This window comes from Pseudomonas sp. SBB6 (assembly GCF_024213215.1).
In the GTDB taxonomy this organism is placed as follows: domain Bacteria; phylum Pseudomonadota; class Gammaproteobacteria; order Pseudomonadales; family Pseudomonadaceae; genus Aquipseudomonas; species Aquipseudomonas donghuensis.
This window is the reverse complement of record NZ_JANAVH010000004.1, coordinates 135,359-151,022: the sequence shown is the minus strand read 5'-3', so window position 1 is coordinate 151,022 and position 15,664 is coordinate 135,359. Positions and strand designations below refer to the sequence as shown.

The window sequence follows — 15,664 nt, the reverse complement described above, 5'->3', positions numbered from 1 at the left end:
AGACCACGCGGGCAGTCCTACAGGTTAAACAACGTATGAATGCTCTAGCCCGCCGCGCCGCTGGCCTGTTGCTCAGCACAGTTTGTCTGCCGTTCGCGGCCTTTGCCGCCGATACGCAACCCACCCACGAGTTCATTCTCGACAACGGCCTGAAAGTGGTCGTGCGCGAGGACCACCGGGCGCCGGTGGTGGTCTCGCAGATCTGGTACAAGGTCGGCTCGACCTACGAGTCCCCCGGCCAGACCGGCCTTTCCCATGCCTTGGAACACATGATGTTCAAGGGCAGCGAGAAGCTCGGCCCCGGCGAAGCCTCGCGCATCCTGCGTGACCTGGGCGCCGAAGAGAACGCCTTCACCAGCGACGATTACACCGCCTATTACCAGGTGCTGGCCCGCGACCGCCTGCCGGTGGCACTTGAGCTCGAAGCCGACCGCATGGCCAGCCTGCGCCTGCCGGCCGACGAGTTCAGCCGCGAAATCGAGGTCATCAAGGAAGAGCGCCGCCTGCGTACCGATGACCAGCCCAACGCCAAGGCCTTCGAGCTGTTCAGCGCCATGGCCTTCCCGGCCAGCAGCTATCGCACCCCGACCATCGGCTGGATGGCTGACCTTGACCGCATGAAGGTCGAGGAGCTGCGCCACTGGTACGAGTCCTGGTACGTGCCGAACAACGCCACCCTGGTGGTGGTCGGCGATGTCACCGTCGATGAGGTCAAGGGCCTGGCCCAGCGCTTCTTCGGCGCCATCCCGAAACGTGCGGTGCCACCGGCCAAGCTGCCGCTGGAACTGGCCAAGCCTGGCCTGCGTGAAACCACCCTGCATGTGCAAACCCAGCTGCCGAGCCTGATCTACGGCTTCAACGCCCCGGGCCTGGCCACTGCCAAGGACCCGCGCACCGTGCACGCCCTGCGGCTGATCTCGGCGCTGCTCGACGGCGGCTACAGCGCTCGCCTGCCGAGCCGCCTGGAGCGCGGCCAGGAGCTGGTTTCCGGCGCCTCGTCCAGCTACAACCCGTTCACCCGCGGCGATAGCCTGTTCCTGATCTCGGCCACGCCGAACCTGCAGAAGCACAAGACCCTGGCCGACGTCGAAGCCGGTATCTGGAAGCTGCTCGACGAGCTCAAGACCACCCCACCCTCGCCTGAAGAGCTTGAGCGCGTACGTGCCCAGGTCATCGCCGGGCTGGTCTACGACCGCGACTCCATCAGCAGCCAGGCCACCGCCATCGGCCAGCTGGAAACCGTCGGCCTGTCGTGGAAACTGATCGACAGTGAACTGGACGAGCTGAAAAGCGTGACGCCGGCCGATATCCAGAACGCCGCCCGCACCTATTTCACCCGTGAACGCCTGAGCGTTGCCCATGTACTGCCCGAGGAGAACGCTCATGAGTGAACGCAGCGCACCCCGCTACACCCTGATCGGCCTGGGCCTGCTGTTGCTGATCGGCCTGCTGGCATTCTTCCTGGCAAAGCCTGCGCAGTCGGATAACGCCGCGCAACCGGCCACCAGCACCGCCGCCAAGCCGGCCAATACCCTGCAATCGCTGGCCGAGCTGGACGGCAAGGCGCCAAGCCGCCGGCAACTGAACATCCAGACCTGGAACACCGTCGAAGGCGCCCGCGTGCTGTTCGTCGAAGCCCGCGAGTTGCCGATGTTCGACCTGCGCCTGACCTTCGCCGCCGGCAGTAGCCAGGACGGCGATGCCCCAGGCCTGGCGACCCTGACCAACGCCATGCTCAACGAAGGCGTGGCCGGCAAGGACGTCACCGCCATCGCCGAAGGCTTCGAAGGCCTGGGCGCCGACTTTGGCAACGGCGCCTACCGCGACATGGCTGTAGCCTCTCTGCGCAGCCTGAGCGCCGCCGACAAACGCCAGCCGGCGCTGAAGCTGTTCGCCGACGTGGTCGGCAAGCCAACCTTCCCGCAGGACGCCCTGACCCGTATCAAGAACCAGATGCAGGCCGGCTTCGAGTACCAGAAGCAGAACCCGGGCAAACTCGCCGGCATCGAGTTGTTCGAGCGCCTGTACGGCAGCCACCCCTATGCTCACCCAAGTGACGGCACCGCCAAGAGCATTCCGCCGATTACCCTGGAACAACTGCGTGCCTTCCACGCCAAGGCCTACGCCGCTGGCAACACGGTGATCGCCCTGGTCGGTGATCTGAGCCGCAGCGAAGCTGAAGCCATCGCCGCGCAGGTCTCCTCGGCCCTGCCCAAAGGCCCGGCCCTGGCCAAGCTGGCCCAGCCAAGCGAACCCAAGGCCGGCGCCAGCCACATCGACTTCCCGTCCAAGCAGACCCACCTGATGCTCGCCCAACTGGGTATCGACCGTAACGATCCGGACTACGCCGCGCTGTCGCTGGGTAACCAGATCCTCGGCGGTGGCACCTTCGGCACCCGCTTGATGAGCGAAGTGCGCGAAAAGCGCGGCCTGACCTATGGCGTGTACTCGGTGTTCAGCCCGATGCAGGTGCGTGGCCCGTTCATGATCAACCTGCAGACCCGTGCCGAGCTCAGCGAGGGCACCCTCAAGCTGGTCCAGGACATCCTCGCCGACTACCTCAAGAGCGGCCCGACCCAGCAAGAACTGGACGACGCCAAGCGTGAACTGGCCGGCAGCTTCCCGCTGTCCAATGCCAGCAACGCCAGCATCGTCGGCCAACTGGGCGCCATCGGCTTCTACAACCTGCCACTGACCTGGCTGGAAGACTACATGCAGCAGTCCCAGGCGCTGACCACCGAACAGGTCAAGGCTGCGCTGAACAAACACCTGGCCGCTGACAAGATGGTCATCGTCACCGCCGGGCCAAGCGTGCCGCAAAAACCCTTGCCGCCGCCCACTGACAAACCCGCCGAGCAACCGCTTGGCGTACCGGAGCACTAATGGCCAGTCCATCCGCAAAACCGGCCAAGCCGCACCACGGCCAGGGCCAACTGCGCATCATTGCCGGCGAATGGCGTAGCCGGCGCCTGAGTTTCCCTGATGCGCCGGGCCTGCGCCCGACCCCGGACCGGGTCCGCGAGACCCTGTTCAACTGGCTCGCCCCGTACATCGAAGGGGCCAAGGTGCTCGACGCCTACACCGGCAGCGGCGCGCTGTACCTCGAAGCGCTGTCCCGTGGCGCGGCCGAGTCCGTGGCCCTGGACAGCAACCCGGCAGCCATCGCCAGCCTGCGGCAGAATCTGGAAACCCTGCGTTGCCCACGCGGCCAGGTGATCCAGACCGACGCCCAGCGCTACCTGCAGGGCGAACCGAAGCTGGCCTTCGACCTGGTGTTCCTCGATCCGCCGTTCAACCAGGGCCTGCTGCCCACCACCTGCGCCTTGCTCGAAGAGCGCCAATGGCTGGCCGAGAGTGCCTGGATCTACACCGAGAGCGAAACCCCGCCGTCGACTCTGCAACTGCCCGGCAACTGGCGCTTGCACCGGGAGAAGAAGGCCGGCCAGGTGTACTACGCACTCTGGCAGCGCGGCTGAGGCGCAGCACAAAGGCGCAACGGGCATTACACTTCAAGGCAACCGTTGCGCTTTTTTTACCGAGATACTTCCGATGTCATCTGCCCCGTCCAGCCCCTTCAAACCCGCCCTGGGGCTGGGCAATCCGCATTTGCAGACGCTATGGGGGCCACTGTGGCGCAAGTCGGCGGCCCTGAGCCGTCAGCGCGAACGTCTATGGCTCGCCGATGGGGATTTTCTCGACCTCGACTGGCATGGCCCACATGAGGCAACAACGCCAGTGGTGTTGGTACTGCACGGGCTGACCGGCTCTTCCAACTCACCGTATGTCATCGGTATCCAACAGGCCCTGGCCGACCGCGGCTGGGCCAGCGTGGCGCTGAACTGGCGCGGCTGCTCGGGGGAGCCCAACCTGCTGCCACGCAGCTACCACTCCGGCGCCAGCGAAGACCTGGCCGAAACCATCGACCACCTGCGTGCGCAGCGCCCGCAAGCTCCGTTGTATGCCGTCGGCTATTCGCTGGGCGGCAATGTGCTACTTAAGCATTTGGGTGAAGCCGGCTCGGCCAGCCAATTGCAGGCGGCGGTGGCGGTATCGGTCCCGTTTCGCCTGGATCAGTGCGCCGACCGCATCGGCCTGGGGTTGTCCCGGGTTTACCAGGCGCATTTCATGCGCGCCATGCTTGCCTATGTGAAAGACAAGCAGCGTCACTTTCAGCATCACGGCCACCACGAAGGGTTGGCCGCGCTGGAGCGCCTGGGGCCACTGGAAAATCTACGCACCTTCTGGGATTTCGATGGCCGGGTGACCGCACCGCTCAATGGCTTTGCCGATGCCAAGGATTACTACCGGCGTGCATCGAGCCGGTACTTTCTCGGCGAGAACCGCACGCCGACGTTGATCATCCATTCCAGCGATGACCCGTTCGTGTTTGCCTACAGCCTGCCAGCGGCCAATGAGCTGGCGGCGCAGACCACTCTCGAACTGCATGCGCGGGGCGGGCATGTGGGCTTTGTCGATGGCAGCGTGCGCAATCCGGGGTATTACCTGGAGCGGCGGATTCCGCAGTGGCTGGCTGGGAATTGATCGGGTTTCAGGGCCTCATCGCGGGGCAAGTCGAGTCGTCGCACCGCCGCCCCCCCACATGACCCGCGATGCTTTCAGTCGCCAGTGGCCACCGCCCGCGTGGGGTCGGTAATCCATTCACTCCACGACCCCGCATACAGCTTGCCCAGCGGATACCCCGCCAGCGCCAGGGCAAACAGGTTGTGGCAAGCCGTCACGCCGGAACCACAGTAAGCCACCAACTGCTCGGGCGAACGCTTGCCCAGTTTCTCGGCAAAGCGCTGTTTGAGCTGCTCGGCAGGCAAAAATCGCCCATCGCCCCCCAGGTTGTCGGTAAATGCCGCGCACAGCGCCCCGGGAATATGCCCGGCCACTGGGTCAATCGGCTCGACCTCGCCGCGAAAACGCGGCAGGCCGCGAGCGTCGATCAGGGTCAGGTCGGGGTTGCCCAGCCGCTCACCAAGCTGCGCCGCGTCCAAAACCAGGCTGGTGTCTGGCTCGCCGCTGAAGTTGCCTTCACGTTTAGCCGGAGGGTCCAGGCTCAGCGGCAGCCCGGCCGCGTGCCAGGCCTTGAGGCCGCCATCGAGGATCGACACACCACTGCGCTTGCCCAACCAGGCCAGCAACCACCAGGCCCGGGCCGCGAAGGCGCCCGGACCATCGTCGTACAGGACAATCTCACTGTCGTTATCGATACCCCAGGCCCGCAGCCGTTCGATCAGGTGCTGCGGCTCCGGCAACGGATGCCGCCCGGTCACGCCCTTGGTGACCGGCCCACTGAGGTCGCGCTCCAGGTCGGCAAAATGCGCCCCGGCAATATGCCCCTCGGCGTAGCTGCGCTGACCATAATCGATGTCTTCCAGGGCAAAGCGGCAATCGAGAATCACCAGCGCCGGCGCCTCCAGGCGTTCGGCCAATTGCTGGGCGGTGATCAGTTGCGCGAGGGGCATGACAGTCTCCTGAACGATTGAACGGGTAAGGCCTGGGCGTTATTGCTCCAGTGCCTGGTCAAGCGAAACGTAGAACTCCTGGCACAAGGCATCCACGGCGGGGCGCGCCTTGGCGGTGACAAAGCCGAGCTCCAGCACCAATACCTGATAGACACCACGCTTGAAGGCTTCTTCACTCAAATGCGTTGAAATTTCGCGAGTCGTGCAGAGAAAACGCACCCAGGATGTGAGAACAATCCAGGCATTGAGGGTCAGCGACTCGATCTGCACGCTGTCCATCTCAACGATGCCGGCCTCGACAAAGCCGCGATAGATCGCCTGGCCCTGCAGCAGGCAACGCTGGGAAAAGCGCCTGTATCGAGCAGCCAACTCTTTGTCGCTGTCGAGCAGATGCTCAAGGTCGCGGTGCAGAAAGCGGTAGTTCCACATCGCCGCCAGCAGCGCCTTGAGGTAGAAGCGCTTGTCCTCGACCGTCGCCTGACGCCCTTGCGGCGGGCGCAGGAAGCTTTCCACCAACTCTTCATACTGAGTGAAGAGCACGGCGATAATTTCCTGCTTGTTGGCAAAGTGGTAGTACAGGTTGCCGGGCGAGATTTCCATGTGCGCGGCAATGTGGTTGGTGCTGACACTGCGCTCGCCCTGCTGGTTGAACAGCTCCAGGCTGTTCTGCACGATGCGCTCGCGGGTCTTGATACGCGGGGCCATGATCAATTCCAGGCGTTGAGCTTGAATGAATAGGTCCATCTTACGGTGTATCCACACCGGTATGTACCTGCAGACGCTGTGAAAAACAGTCGCACAGGGTACATATTAGAGTATATACTCTAGAAAGCCTGCCTTGCCGTGGAGTTTCGCATGCTCGCCGACGCTACCCGCTCTCTGCCGCTCACCGAATTCGATGCCCTCGACGCGCTGTTCGCCGCCCAGCGCCAGGCCTTTGCCGGTAACCCCATGCCCTCGGCGCCGCAGCGCCGGCAATGGCTGAAAAGCTTGCGCGAAGCCCTGCTGGAGCAACAGGACGCGTTGGTTGCCGCGATCAGTGAGGACTTTTCCGGGCGCAGTGCCGACGAAACCTTGCTGGCCGAACTGATGCCGAGTATTCAGGGCCTGCGCCATGGCGAAAAACACCTCAAGCAGTGGATGAAAGCCTCGAAACGCAAGGTCGGCCTGGCCTTCCAGCCGGCCAGCGCCAAGGTGCAGTACCAACCGTTGGGCGTGGTCGGCATCATCGTGCCGTGGAACTACCCGCTGCTTCTTGCCATTGGCCCGCTGACCTGCGCCCTGGCCGCCGGCAACCGGGTAATGCTCAAGCTCAGCGAAGCCACGCCAGCCACCGGCCTGCTGCTCAAGCAGTTGCTCGACAAGGTATTCCCCGACGACCTGGTCAGCGTCGTGCTGGGTGAAGCCGAGGTTGGCCAGGCCTTCTCGCGGCTGCCGTTCGACCACCTGTTGTTCACTGGCGCCACCAGCGTCGGCCGCCAGGTAATGCTTGCCGCCGCGCAGAACCTGACCCCGGTGACCCTGGAGCTGGGCGGCAAATCGCCAGCCATCGTTTCTGCCAGCGTGCCACTGGCCGATGCCGCCGAACGCATCGCCTTCGGCAAGACCCTCAATGCCGGGCAGACCTGCGTGGCCCCCGACTACGTGCTGGTGCCGCGCGATCGCCTCGACGACTTCGTCCATGCCTACCGCAATGTGGTCCGGCGCTTCTACCCGACCCTGGCCGACAACCCGGACTACAGCGCGATCATCAACCCACGCCACCTCGCCCGTCTGCAGAGCTACCTGGAAGACGCCCGTAGCAAGGGTGCCGAAATCATCGACCTGTACCCCGAAGAACCTCGCCAGGGCCGCCGCCTGCCGCCACACCTGCTGCTCAAGGTCAGCGACGAGATGCGTGTGATGCAGGACGAAATCTTCGGCCCGTTACTGCCACTGGTGCCCTACGACAGCCTCGACCAGGCGCTGGCCTACATCAATCAGCGCCCGCGCCCGCTGGCACTGTATTACTTCGGCTACGAACGCCGCGAACAACAACGGGTGCTGGAGCAGACCCACTCCGGCGGCGTGTGCCTCAATGACACGTTGCTGCACGTCGCCCAGGACGACCTGCCATTCGGCGGCATCGGCCCGTCGGGCATGGGCCATTACCACGGTCATGAAGGCTTCCTGACCTTCAGCAAGGCCAAGGCGGTACTCGCCAAGCAGCGCTTCAACGCCGCGCGGCTGATCTACCCGCCCTACGGCAAGACACTGCTCAAGCTGGTGTACAAACTGTTCATTCGCTGAAAACCACCCTCGGGCCTGATAACAATGACTACAAGCCTGCCTGTAACCCCCACGCTCAGCCGGCGCGGGCTGCTCAAGTTCAGCCTCGGCGCCAGCGCTTTCCTCGCCACCGCCGGGCTGGGTGCCAGCCTTGCCGGCTGCTCGGCGCAATCGCCGGCGCATGGTTTCATCGCCCTGCGCCAGAACGACCTGGCCATTGTTCAGGCGCTGATTCCGGTCGTGCTTGCCGGCACCGAGGCGGCTGATAGCGGCGCAGCCTTGCTGCACAGGCTGGACAACAAACTCGCCGCCCTGTCGCCGGCCATGCTCAAACTGACCCGGCAACTGTTCGACGTGCTCGCCATGGCGCTGACCCGTGGGCCGTTGACCGGCATCTGGGGTAGCTGGGACAACGCCAGCAGCGCGCAGATCGAAGCCTTTCTGCAACGCTGGCAGGACAGCTCGCTGAATCTGCTGCGCATGGGCCACGCCTCGTTGCTGCAGCTGCTGCACATGGCCTGGTACGAGCTGCCTGAATCCTGGGCCCATTGCGGCTACCCCGGCCCGCCCAAGGTTTGATCCACCCATAACGACAAGAGGCTGAAGATGCCCGTACCCGACCTGTTCCGCGACGGCCTTGGCCGTGGCTGGAAAACCCGTGACGCCTCGCGCCTGGACCAGGACCTGAGCCTTGAAACCGACATCGCCATCATCGGCAGCGGCGCCGGCGGTGCCACCAGTGCCGAACTGCTCAGCGCCGCCGGCTTCAGGGTGCTGCTGATCGAGGAAGGCCCGCTGAAAACCAGCAGCGACTTCCACATGCTCGAAGACCAGGCCTACGCCAGCCTCTACCAGGAAGGCATCGGGCGCATGAGCAAGGATGGCGCCATTACCATCCTCCAGGGCCGCGCGGTCGGCGGCACGACCTTGATCAACTGGACCTCGAGCTTTCGCACCCCTGAACCGACCCTGGAGCACTGGGCCAGGGAACATGGCGTTAAGGGCCTGAGCAGCGCCGAACTGGCGCCGTGGTTCGCGCGCACGGAACAACGCCTGGGCATAGAGCCGTGGATCATGCCGCCCAACGCCAACAACGAGGCGCTACGCCGCGGCTGCGAAGCGCTGGGCTACACCTGGAAGGTGATCCCGCGCAACGTGCGCGGCTGCTGGAACCTGGGCTATTGCGGCATGGGCTGCCCGGTCAACGCCAAGCAGTCGATGCTGGTCACCAGCATCCCGGCGACCCTCGAGCACGGCGGCGAGCTGCTCTACCTGGCCCGCGCCGAGCGCCTGGAACACAACGGTGAACAGATCAGCGGCCTGCAGTGCGTGGCCATGGACTCACGCTGCGTCGAACCCACCGGCCGGCAAATCCGGGTCAAGGCACGGCATTACATCCTCGCCGGCGGCGGCATCAACAGCCCCGGCCTGCTGCTGCGCTCGGACGCCCCGGACCCGCATGAACGCCTGGGCAAGCGCACCTTCCTGCACCTGGTCAACTTCAGCGCCGGGCTGTTCAAGGACCCGGTCAACCCGTTCTACGGCGCACCGCAGTCGATCTTCTCCGACCATTTCCAGTGGCGCGACGGCGTCAGCGGGCCGATGGGCTACAAGCTTGAAGTACCGCCCCTGCACCCGGCGCTGGCCAGCACCCTGCTGGGCAGCTTCGGCAAGGAAAACGCCCTGCGCATGGCGCAATTGCCGCATACCCACGTGATGCTCGCCCTGCTGCGCGACGGTTTTCACCCCGACAGCGTCGGCGGCGAGGTGCAGTTGCGCGGCGATGGCTCGCCAGTGCTCGACTACCCGGTTTCGCCCTACGCCTGGGACGGCGTGCGCCGGGCCTTCCAGAGCATGGCCGAAATCCAGTTCGCCGCCGGCGCCGACAGCGTGATGCCGGTGCACAGTGATGCCCGCCAGGTAAAAACCCTCGCCGAAGCCCGGCAGATGATCGACGGCCTGAACCTTGAGCTGTTTCGCACGCGCCTGGGCAGCGCCCACGTCATGGGTGGCTGCGCCATGGGCGAGGACCCGCGCCAGGCGGTATGCGACAGTCTGGGACGCCATCATCAGCTGGCCAACCTGTCGATCCATGACGGCTCGCTGTTCCCCACCAGCATCGGCGCCAACCCGCAATTGTCGGTGTATGGCCTCAGTGCGCGGCTCAGTGATGCCCTGGCCGAGCGTCTGGCGCCTGGCAGATGACAACAAATGGCCGCACTGTCTATAGTGCCTTCAGCGTGGACGGGTGACTTGGCCGACCGCCACTGCTGCGATACCATCCGACTCCCCAACGCACTCCTGCCAGGACGACGCGATGAACCGAGTGTTGTACCCAGGTACTTTCGACCCTATTACCAAGGGCCATGGCGATCTGGTCGAACGTGCCTCGCGGCTGTTCGACCAAGTGATCATTGCGGTCGCCGCCAGCCCGAAGAAAAACCCCTTGTTCCCAATGGAGCAACGGGTGGAACTGGCTCGCGAGGTCACCAAGCACCTGCCCAATGTCGAAGTCATCGGCTTCTCCACCTTGCTGGCGCATTTCGCCAAGGAACAGCAGGCCAATGTGTTCCTGCGCGGCCTGCGGGCTGTTTCGGACTTTGAGTACGAATTTCAGCTGGCGAACATGAACCGCCAGCTGGCCCCCGACGTCGAGAGCCTGTTCCTCACCCCTTCGGAGCGCTATTCGTTCATTTCCTCGACCCTGGTCCGGGAAATCGCGGCGCTGGGCGGCGACATCAGCAAATTCGTCCACCCGGTGGTGGCCGAGGCCCTGACCGAACGCTTCAAGAAGTGACATCGGCGATTTGACCATGGCGCCCGCGTGCACTGCGGGCGCTAATGCGGCACAATTATGCCCATTGGTTTTCAAATGCCCGGGTGCTGAGCCCTGGCCGGAGTCCCCATGTCCCTGATCATCACCGACGACTGCATCAACTGCGACGTCTGCGAACCCGAGTGCCCGAACGCCGCGATCTCTCAAGGCGAAGAGATCTACGTGATCGACCCTAACCTGTGCACCCAGTGCGTCGGCCACTACGACGAGCCGCAATGCCAGCAAGTCTGCCCGGTAGACTGCATTCCTCTGGATGAAGCGCATCCGGAAACCGAAGAGCAGCTGATGGAAAAATACCGCCGAATCACCGGCAAGGCCTGATGCCGTTCGTCGCCCGGCTCGTACCGCTGGTCCTTGGCGTCGCCCTGGCGCTGGGCGCGGTTTGTGCCCAGGCCCAAGGCCCGGGCCGCGCCGCGATTGCCACGCCGCATGCCCAGGCGACCGCGGCTGCGCGGGAAGTGCTTGAGCAAGGCGGCAACGCCTTTGATGCGGCCATTGCGATCAGCGCCACGCTGGCGGTGGTCGAGCCCTATGGCTCGGGCCTTGGTGGCGGCGGCTTCTTCCTGTTGCGCGAAGGCGAGACACCGGCTCGCTATGCCTTTATCGATGCCCGCGAGCGGGCACCGGGCAAGGCCAGCGAAGCCATGTACCTCAAGGACGGCAAGGTCCAGCCCGGGTTGTCGATCAATGGCCCGTTGGCAGCGGCGATTCCCGGCTTGCCGGCAGCGCTCGCCGATCTTGCCGCCCAGTACGGCAAGCTGCCGCTGAAAAGCACCCTGGCACCGGCCATTCGCCTGGCCAACCAGGGTTTTGCCGTCGACCGCATTTACCGCGACCGCGCCCAGATGCGCCTGAGCGCCCTGCGCGATGACCCGGAAAGCGCCCGACTGTTCCTCATCAACGGTGAAGTCCCGGCCCTTGGCGCGCACATCCGCCAACCAGAACTGGCCATCACCCTTGAGCGCATCGCCTATCAGGGCCGCGACGGTTTCTATGCCGGCCCCACCGCTCAGGCCATGGTTCAGGGCGTACAAGCGGCGGGGGGCATCTGGAGCCTGGATGACCTGGCCAACTACCGCACCGCCAAACGCGAGCCGCTGCGTTATCAGTTGGCCGATCAACGCGAACTGATCAGCGCCCCACCGCCCTCAGCCGGTGGCGTGGCCCTGGCCCAGAGCCTGGCAATGCTCCAGCGCCTGCCCTGGCAAAGCGCCGAACCGGTGCAGCGCAGCCATTACGTGCTGGAAGTATTGCGCCGGGCCTACCGCGACCGCGGCCTGCTCGGCGATCCGGACTACGTCGCCAACCCGCTGCCACAACTGCTCGCACGCCATTACCTGACGGGCCTGGCCGACAGCATCGACGTGCACCAGGCCACGCCCAGCAGCAGCCTGCCGCCTGCCCCGGCCTGGCGCGAAGGCGATCACACCACCCACTTCGCGGTGATCGACGCCGACGGCAATGCCGTGGCCGCGACCTTGTCGGTCAACCTGCCATTTGGCGCAGCGTTTAGCGCCCCCGGTACCGGCGTGGTGCTGAACAACGAAATGGATGACTTTGCCGCCGACCCTAGTGGCAGCAACAGTTACGGCCTGGCTGGCAGCCAGGCCAACGCCGTGGCCGCCGGCAAACGGCCGCTGTCGAGCATGAGCCCGAGTTTTATCGAGAGCCCGACCCAGTTCGCCGCCTTCGGCACACCGGGCGGCAGCCGTATCCCGAGCATGGTGCTGTTGTCGATGCTGGGGTTTCTTGAGGGCAAGCCGGTTGCCAGCTGGCCTGCGGTACCGCGCTATCACCACCAGTACCTGCCCGATGTGGTCGAGCACGAACCGGGAGCGTTCAGCGCCGGGCAGCAGCGTGACCTGCAGGCGCGCGGCTACCAGCTCAAGGACCTGGGCCGCAGCTATGGCAATCAGCAAGTATTGTTCTGGGACAAGGCCCGGCAAACCCTGGAAGCCGCCAGCGACCCCCGCGGCGTGGGCGCAGCGCAGGTGCTCAGCCCGCGCTGAGCAGCGTCACTTCTGGCAGCGCGGGCAGTAGACGCTGGCGCGCTGGCCGAGCTTGACCTCACGCAGGATACTGCCGCAGACCTTGCACGGCTCTTCCCCTCGCCCGTAGACGAACAGCTCCTGCTGGAAGTAGCCCGGCTGGCCATCGCCGCCGATAAAGTCGCGCAAGGTGGTGCCGCCGCGCTCGATGGCACACGCCAGGATGCGTTTGATCTCGATCGCCAGCTTCAGGTAGCGCGCCCGGGAAATGCTCCCGGCTTCGCGGCGCGGGTCGATGCCGGCAGCGAACAGCGCTTCGGTCGCATAGATATTGCCAACCCCGACCACCACCGCGTTGTCCATGATGAACGGCTTGACCGCCATGGACTTGCCCCGCGACAGCTGGAACAGTCGCTCGCCATCGAACAGATCGGTCAAAGGCTCCGGGCCGAGCTTGATCAGCAGCTCGTGATTGAGCGGATCAAGGCTCCACAGCATCGCCCCAAAGCGCCGCGGATCGGTGTAGCGCAGCGCCAGGCCCGACTCCAGTTCGATATCCACATGCTCGTGCTTGGCCGCCGGCAAGCCGATCTCGACCAGGCGCAAATTGCCGGACATGCCCAGGTGGCTGATCAAGGTGCCGACCTCGGCATTGAGCAGCAGGTACTTGGCGCGCCGCTCGACCTTGACGAAGCGTTGCCCGGACAGGCGAATGTCGAGGTCCTCGGGGATCGGCCAACGCAAGCGCCGCTCACGGACGATCACCCGGCTGACCCGCTGGCCTTCCAGGTAAGGCGCGATGCCGCGCCGGGTGGTTTCGACTTCTGGCAATTCCGGCATGGATCAGTGACCGCCCAGTTCGCGAATAGTCTGCTTCAGACTCTCAAAGTCATACTCGGACAAGCCGACATAATCGAGCACCAGGTGCCCGACGGTATTCCATTCGTGGTCCACGCTCTGGTTGCCCAGGACTCGGTACGATGAACAGATATGCTCGGCCATCTTCAGAATCGCCAGCAGATTCTTCAGTTGGCTATTGCGCGCCGAGTCATCGCTGAACACCGCCAGGGCGTTGTGATGGTTGGCGATGGCATTGCTCAGGTGTTCCGGCAGGCGCCACGACTTGGCAGTGTAGTAACCGACCACCGCGTGATTGGTGTTGAACACCTGGTTCTCGGTGTCGACCACCCGGTGTTCGGCACCGGCGCTGGCGTAGGCATCCTCGAGCACGCTCATGTACTCGGGAAAGCGCTTGAGCATCAGCGGCACGCCGCAATCATGGAACAGGCCCAGGGCATAAGCTTCGTCCACCGCCTGCGAGCCGATGCGCTTGGCCAGGGTCAGGCAGGTCATGGCCACGTCCTGGGCGGTATCCCAGAACCGATTGAGGGTGACGATAGTGTCGTCGCTCATCTCGCCCTTGATCGACTGGGCGTTGATCAGGTTGATGATCGAGCGACTGCCGAGCAGGTTCACCGCACGCTGGATCGAGGCGATCTTGTTGCTCAGGCCGTAATACGGCGAATTGACCAGCTTGAGCAACGCACCGGACAGCCCCGGGTCCTGGGAGATCAGCTTGGCGATCACCTCCAGGTCAGGGTCGGGCATGTATTGCTCGAACTGCAGGTCTACCATGATCTGCGGCTGCGGCGGGACGCTGATGCCTTGCAGGGCGTTCTGGATCTGTTCGGCGGAGAGTTCCTGGGACATAAGTACACACTCGGGGCTGAGCGGCGATTCTAACCCGATCGTACTGGCCAGGGGTGAAGCGAAAGGCCATCGCTCTGTTGCAATTTGTCGCTATTCCCCATCGACGCGCCAGGCATCGGGTTATAATCCCGCTCTTTTTTCCCGGAGCGACGTCATGTCCCTGCCCAGCCTTCGTCTTAAAGCCAATGCCGACCGCCGCCTGCGCGCCGGCCACTTGTGGGTCTACAGCAACGAAATCGACGTCGCCGCGACCCCGCTGCATGGCTTCAAGGCCGGTGACCAGGCGATCCTCGAAACCGCCGGCGGCAAGGCCCTTGGCGTCGTCGCCATGAGCCCGAACAACCTGATCTGCGCCCGCCTGCTGTCGCGTGACGCCAAGCTGGCCCTGGACAAATCGCTGCTGGTGCACCGCATCAACGTTGCCCTGTCGCTGCGCGAGCGCCTGTTCGACAAGCCGTTCTACCGCCTGGTGTACGGTGATTCCGACTTGCTGCCGGGCCTGGTGGTCGATCGTTTCGGCGACATCCTGGTGGTCCAGCTCGCTTCGGCGACCATGGAGCAGCACAAGGATGACGTCGTAGCCGCGCTGGTTCAGGTGCTCAAGCCGACCGGTATCCTGTTCAAGAACGACTCGGCCGCGCGCGATGCCGAAGGCCTGGGTCGTTACGTCGAAACCGTGTTCGGCCTGGTACCGGAGTGGGTCGCCCTGGAAGAGAACGGCGTGAAGTTCGAAGCGCCGGTCATGGAAGGCCAGAAGACCGGCTGGTTCTACGACCACCGCATGAACCGCGCGCGCCTGGCGCCGTACGTCAAAGGCAAGCGCGTGCTCGACCTGTTCAGCTACATCGGTGGCTGGGGCGTACAGGCCGGTGCCTTTGGCGCCAGCGAAGTGTTCTGCGTCGATGCCTCGGGCTTTGCCCTGGACGGCGTCGAGCGCAATGCCGGGCTCAACGGCATTGCCGAAAAGCTGACCTGCATCGAAGGCGACGTGTTCGAAGCACTGAAAGAGCTCAAAGCCTCCGAAGAGCGTTTCGACGTAATCGTGGCCGACCCGCCCGCCTTCATCAAGCGCAAGAAAGACCTGAAAAACGGCGAAGGCGCCTACCGTCGCCTGAACGAACAGGCCATGCGCCTGCTGACCAAGGACGGCATCCTGGTCAGTGCATCCTGCTCGATGCACCTGCCGGAAGACGACCTGCAGAACATCCTGCTGACCAGCGCCCGCCACCTGGACCGCAATATCCAGCTGCTCGAGCGCGGCGGCCAGGGCCCGGATCACCCGGTGCACCCGGCGATCCCGGAAACCCGCTACATCAAGAGCATCACCTGCCGCCTGCTGCCGAACAGCTAAGGCGTGGTGCAATAAAAAATCCCGGCCAGGTGCCGGGATT

At 64.4% G+C, this 15,664-nt stretch carries 15 protein-coding genes; 11 read left to right on the top strand and 4 right to left on the bottom strand.

The window, feature by feature from the left end; translation table 11 throughout:
- Window positions 1-35: 35 nt before the first annotated feature.
- The 4 genes from NLX68_RS09515 to NLX68_RS09500 all read left to right on the top strand — a co-directional run bounded on the left by NLX68_RS09515 (window position 36) and on the right by NLX68_RS09500 (window position 4,542).
- Window positions 36-1,391, top strand: a complete 1,356-nt coding sequence (locus NLX68_RS09515) for a pitrilysin family protein (protein WP_010222189.1) — start codon at window positions 36-38, stop codon at window positions 1,389-1,391.
- Window positions 1,384-2,883: a pitrilysin family protein gene (locus NLX68_RS09510; protein ID WP_254283796.1), complete on the top strand. Its 1,500-nt coding sequence runs from the start codon at window positions 1,384-1,386 to the stop codon at window positions 2,881-2,883. Before NLX68_RS09515 ends, NLX68_RS09510 begins: the two co-directional genes overlap by 8 nt.
- The gene (gene rsmD / locus NLX68_RS09505) at window positions 2,883-3,476 is read left to right on the top strand and encodes a 16S rRNA (guanine(966)-N(2))-methyltransferase RsmD (RefSeq protein ID WP_010222187.1); all 594 of its coding nucleotides are present in this window, start codon (window positions 2,883-2,885) and stop codon (window positions 3,474-3,476) included. The genes NLX68_RS09510 and rsmD overlap by 1 nt, the downstream gene beginning before the upstream one ends.
- A 73-nt stretch (window positions 3,477-3,549) precedes the next feature.
- Entirely contained in the window at window positions 3,550-4,542 is a 993-nt protein-coding gene (locus NLX68_RS09500; protein ID WP_254283795.1) for a hydrolase, read from the top strand.
- Between the two features lie 74 nt (window positions 4,543-4,616).
- On the opposite strand, the gene NLX68_RS09495 is transcribed toward NLX68_RS09500, so the two are convergent.
- A complete protein-coding gene (locus NLX68_RS09495) occupies window positions 4,617-5,471 on the bottom strand; it encodes a sulfurtransferase (protein ID WP_254283794.1) in 855 nt (284 codons plus the stop codon).
- 39 nt (window positions 5,472-5,510) lie between these two features.
- Complete coding sequence (locus tag NLX68_RS09490; RefSeq protein ID WP_010222181.1) at window positions 5,511-6,176, bottom strand: TetR/AcrR family transcriptional regulator; 666 nt, start codon at window positions 6,174-6,176, stop codon at window positions 5,511-5,513.
- Window positions 6,177-6,326: 150 nt separating this feature from the next.
- On the opposite strand from NLX68_RS09490, the gene NLX68_RS09485 reads away from it, so the two are divergent.
- The 6 genes from NLX68_RS09485 to ggt all read left to right on the top strand — a co-directional run bounded on the left by NLX68_RS09485 (window position 6,327) and on the right by ggt (window position 12,584).
- The gene (locus NLX68_RS09485) at window positions 6,327-7,760 is read left to right on the top strand and encodes a coniferyl aldehyde dehydrogenase (protein WP_254283793.1); all 1,434 of its coding nucleotides are present in this window, start codon (window positions 6,327-6,329) and stop codon (window positions 7,758-7,760) included.
- Between the two features lie 24 nt (window positions 7,761-7,784).
- A complete protein-coding gene (locus NLX68_RS09480) occupies window positions 7,785-8,318 on the top strand; it encodes a twin-arginine translocation pathway signal protein (RefSeq protein WP_254283792.1) in 534 nt (177 codons plus the stop codon).
- Between the two features lie 27 nt (window positions 8,319-8,345).
- On the top strand, window positions 8,346-9,944 hold the full coding sequence (locus NLX68_RS09475; protein WP_254283791.1) for a GMC family oxidoreductase: 1,599 nt from the start codon (window positions 8,346-8,348) through the stop codon (window positions 9,942-9,944).
- 112 nt (window positions 9,945-10,056) lie between these two features.
- Window positions 10,057-10,536 carry a pantetheine-phosphate adenylyltransferase gene (coaD, locus tag NLX68_RS09470; protein ID WP_010222177.1) on the top strand — a complete coding sequence of 160 codons (480 nt, stop codon included), beginning with the start codon at window positions 10,057-10,059 and terminating at the stop codon, window positions 10,534-10,536.
- 108 nt (window positions 10,537-10,644) lie between these two features.
- Complete coding sequence (locus NLX68_RS09465; protein ID WP_010222176.1) at window positions 10,645-10,896, top strand: YfhL family 4Fe-4S dicluster ferredoxin; 252 nt, start codon at window positions 10,645-10,647, stop codon at window positions 10,894-10,896.
- Window positions 10,896-12,584, top strand: a complete 1,689-nt coding sequence (gene ggt, locus NLX68_RS09460; protein WP_254283790.1) for a gamma-glutamyltransferase — start codon at window positions 10,896-10,898, stop codon at window positions 12,582-12,584. Before NLX68_RS09465 ends, ggt begins: the two co-directional genes overlap by 1 nt.
- A 6-nt stretch (window positions 12,585-12,590) precedes the next feature.
- On the opposite strand, the gene mutM is transcribed toward ggt, so the two are convergent.
- Both mutM and NLX68_RS09450 read right to left on the bottom strand, forming a co-directional pair.
- Complete coding sequence (gene mutM, locus NLX68_RS09455; RefSeq protein WP_213570327.1) at window positions 12,591-13,403, bottom strand: bifunctional DNA-formamidopyrimidine glycosylase/DNA-(apurinic or apyrimidinic site) lyase; 813 nt, start codon at window positions 13,401-13,403, stop codon at window positions 12,591-12,593.
- Window positions 13,404-13,406: 3 nt separating this feature from the next.
- Window positions 13,407-14,273, bottom strand: coding sequence for an HDOD domain-containing protein (locus tag NLX68_RS09450; RefSeq protein WP_010222173.1), 867 nt, complete (start codon window positions 14,271-14,273; stop codon window positions 13,407-13,409).
- Between the two features lie 154 nt (window positions 14,274-14,427).
- On the opposite strand from NLX68_RS09450, the gene NLX68_RS09445 reads away from it, so the two are divergent.
- The gene (locus NLX68_RS09445; RefSeq protein ID WP_010222172.1) at window positions 14,428-15,624 is read left to right on the top strand and encodes a class I SAM-dependent rRNA methyltransferase; all 1,197 of its coding nucleotides are present in this window, start codon (window positions 14,428-14,430) and stop codon (window positions 15,622-15,624) included.
- Window positions 15,625-15,664: the final 40 nt, after the last annotated feature.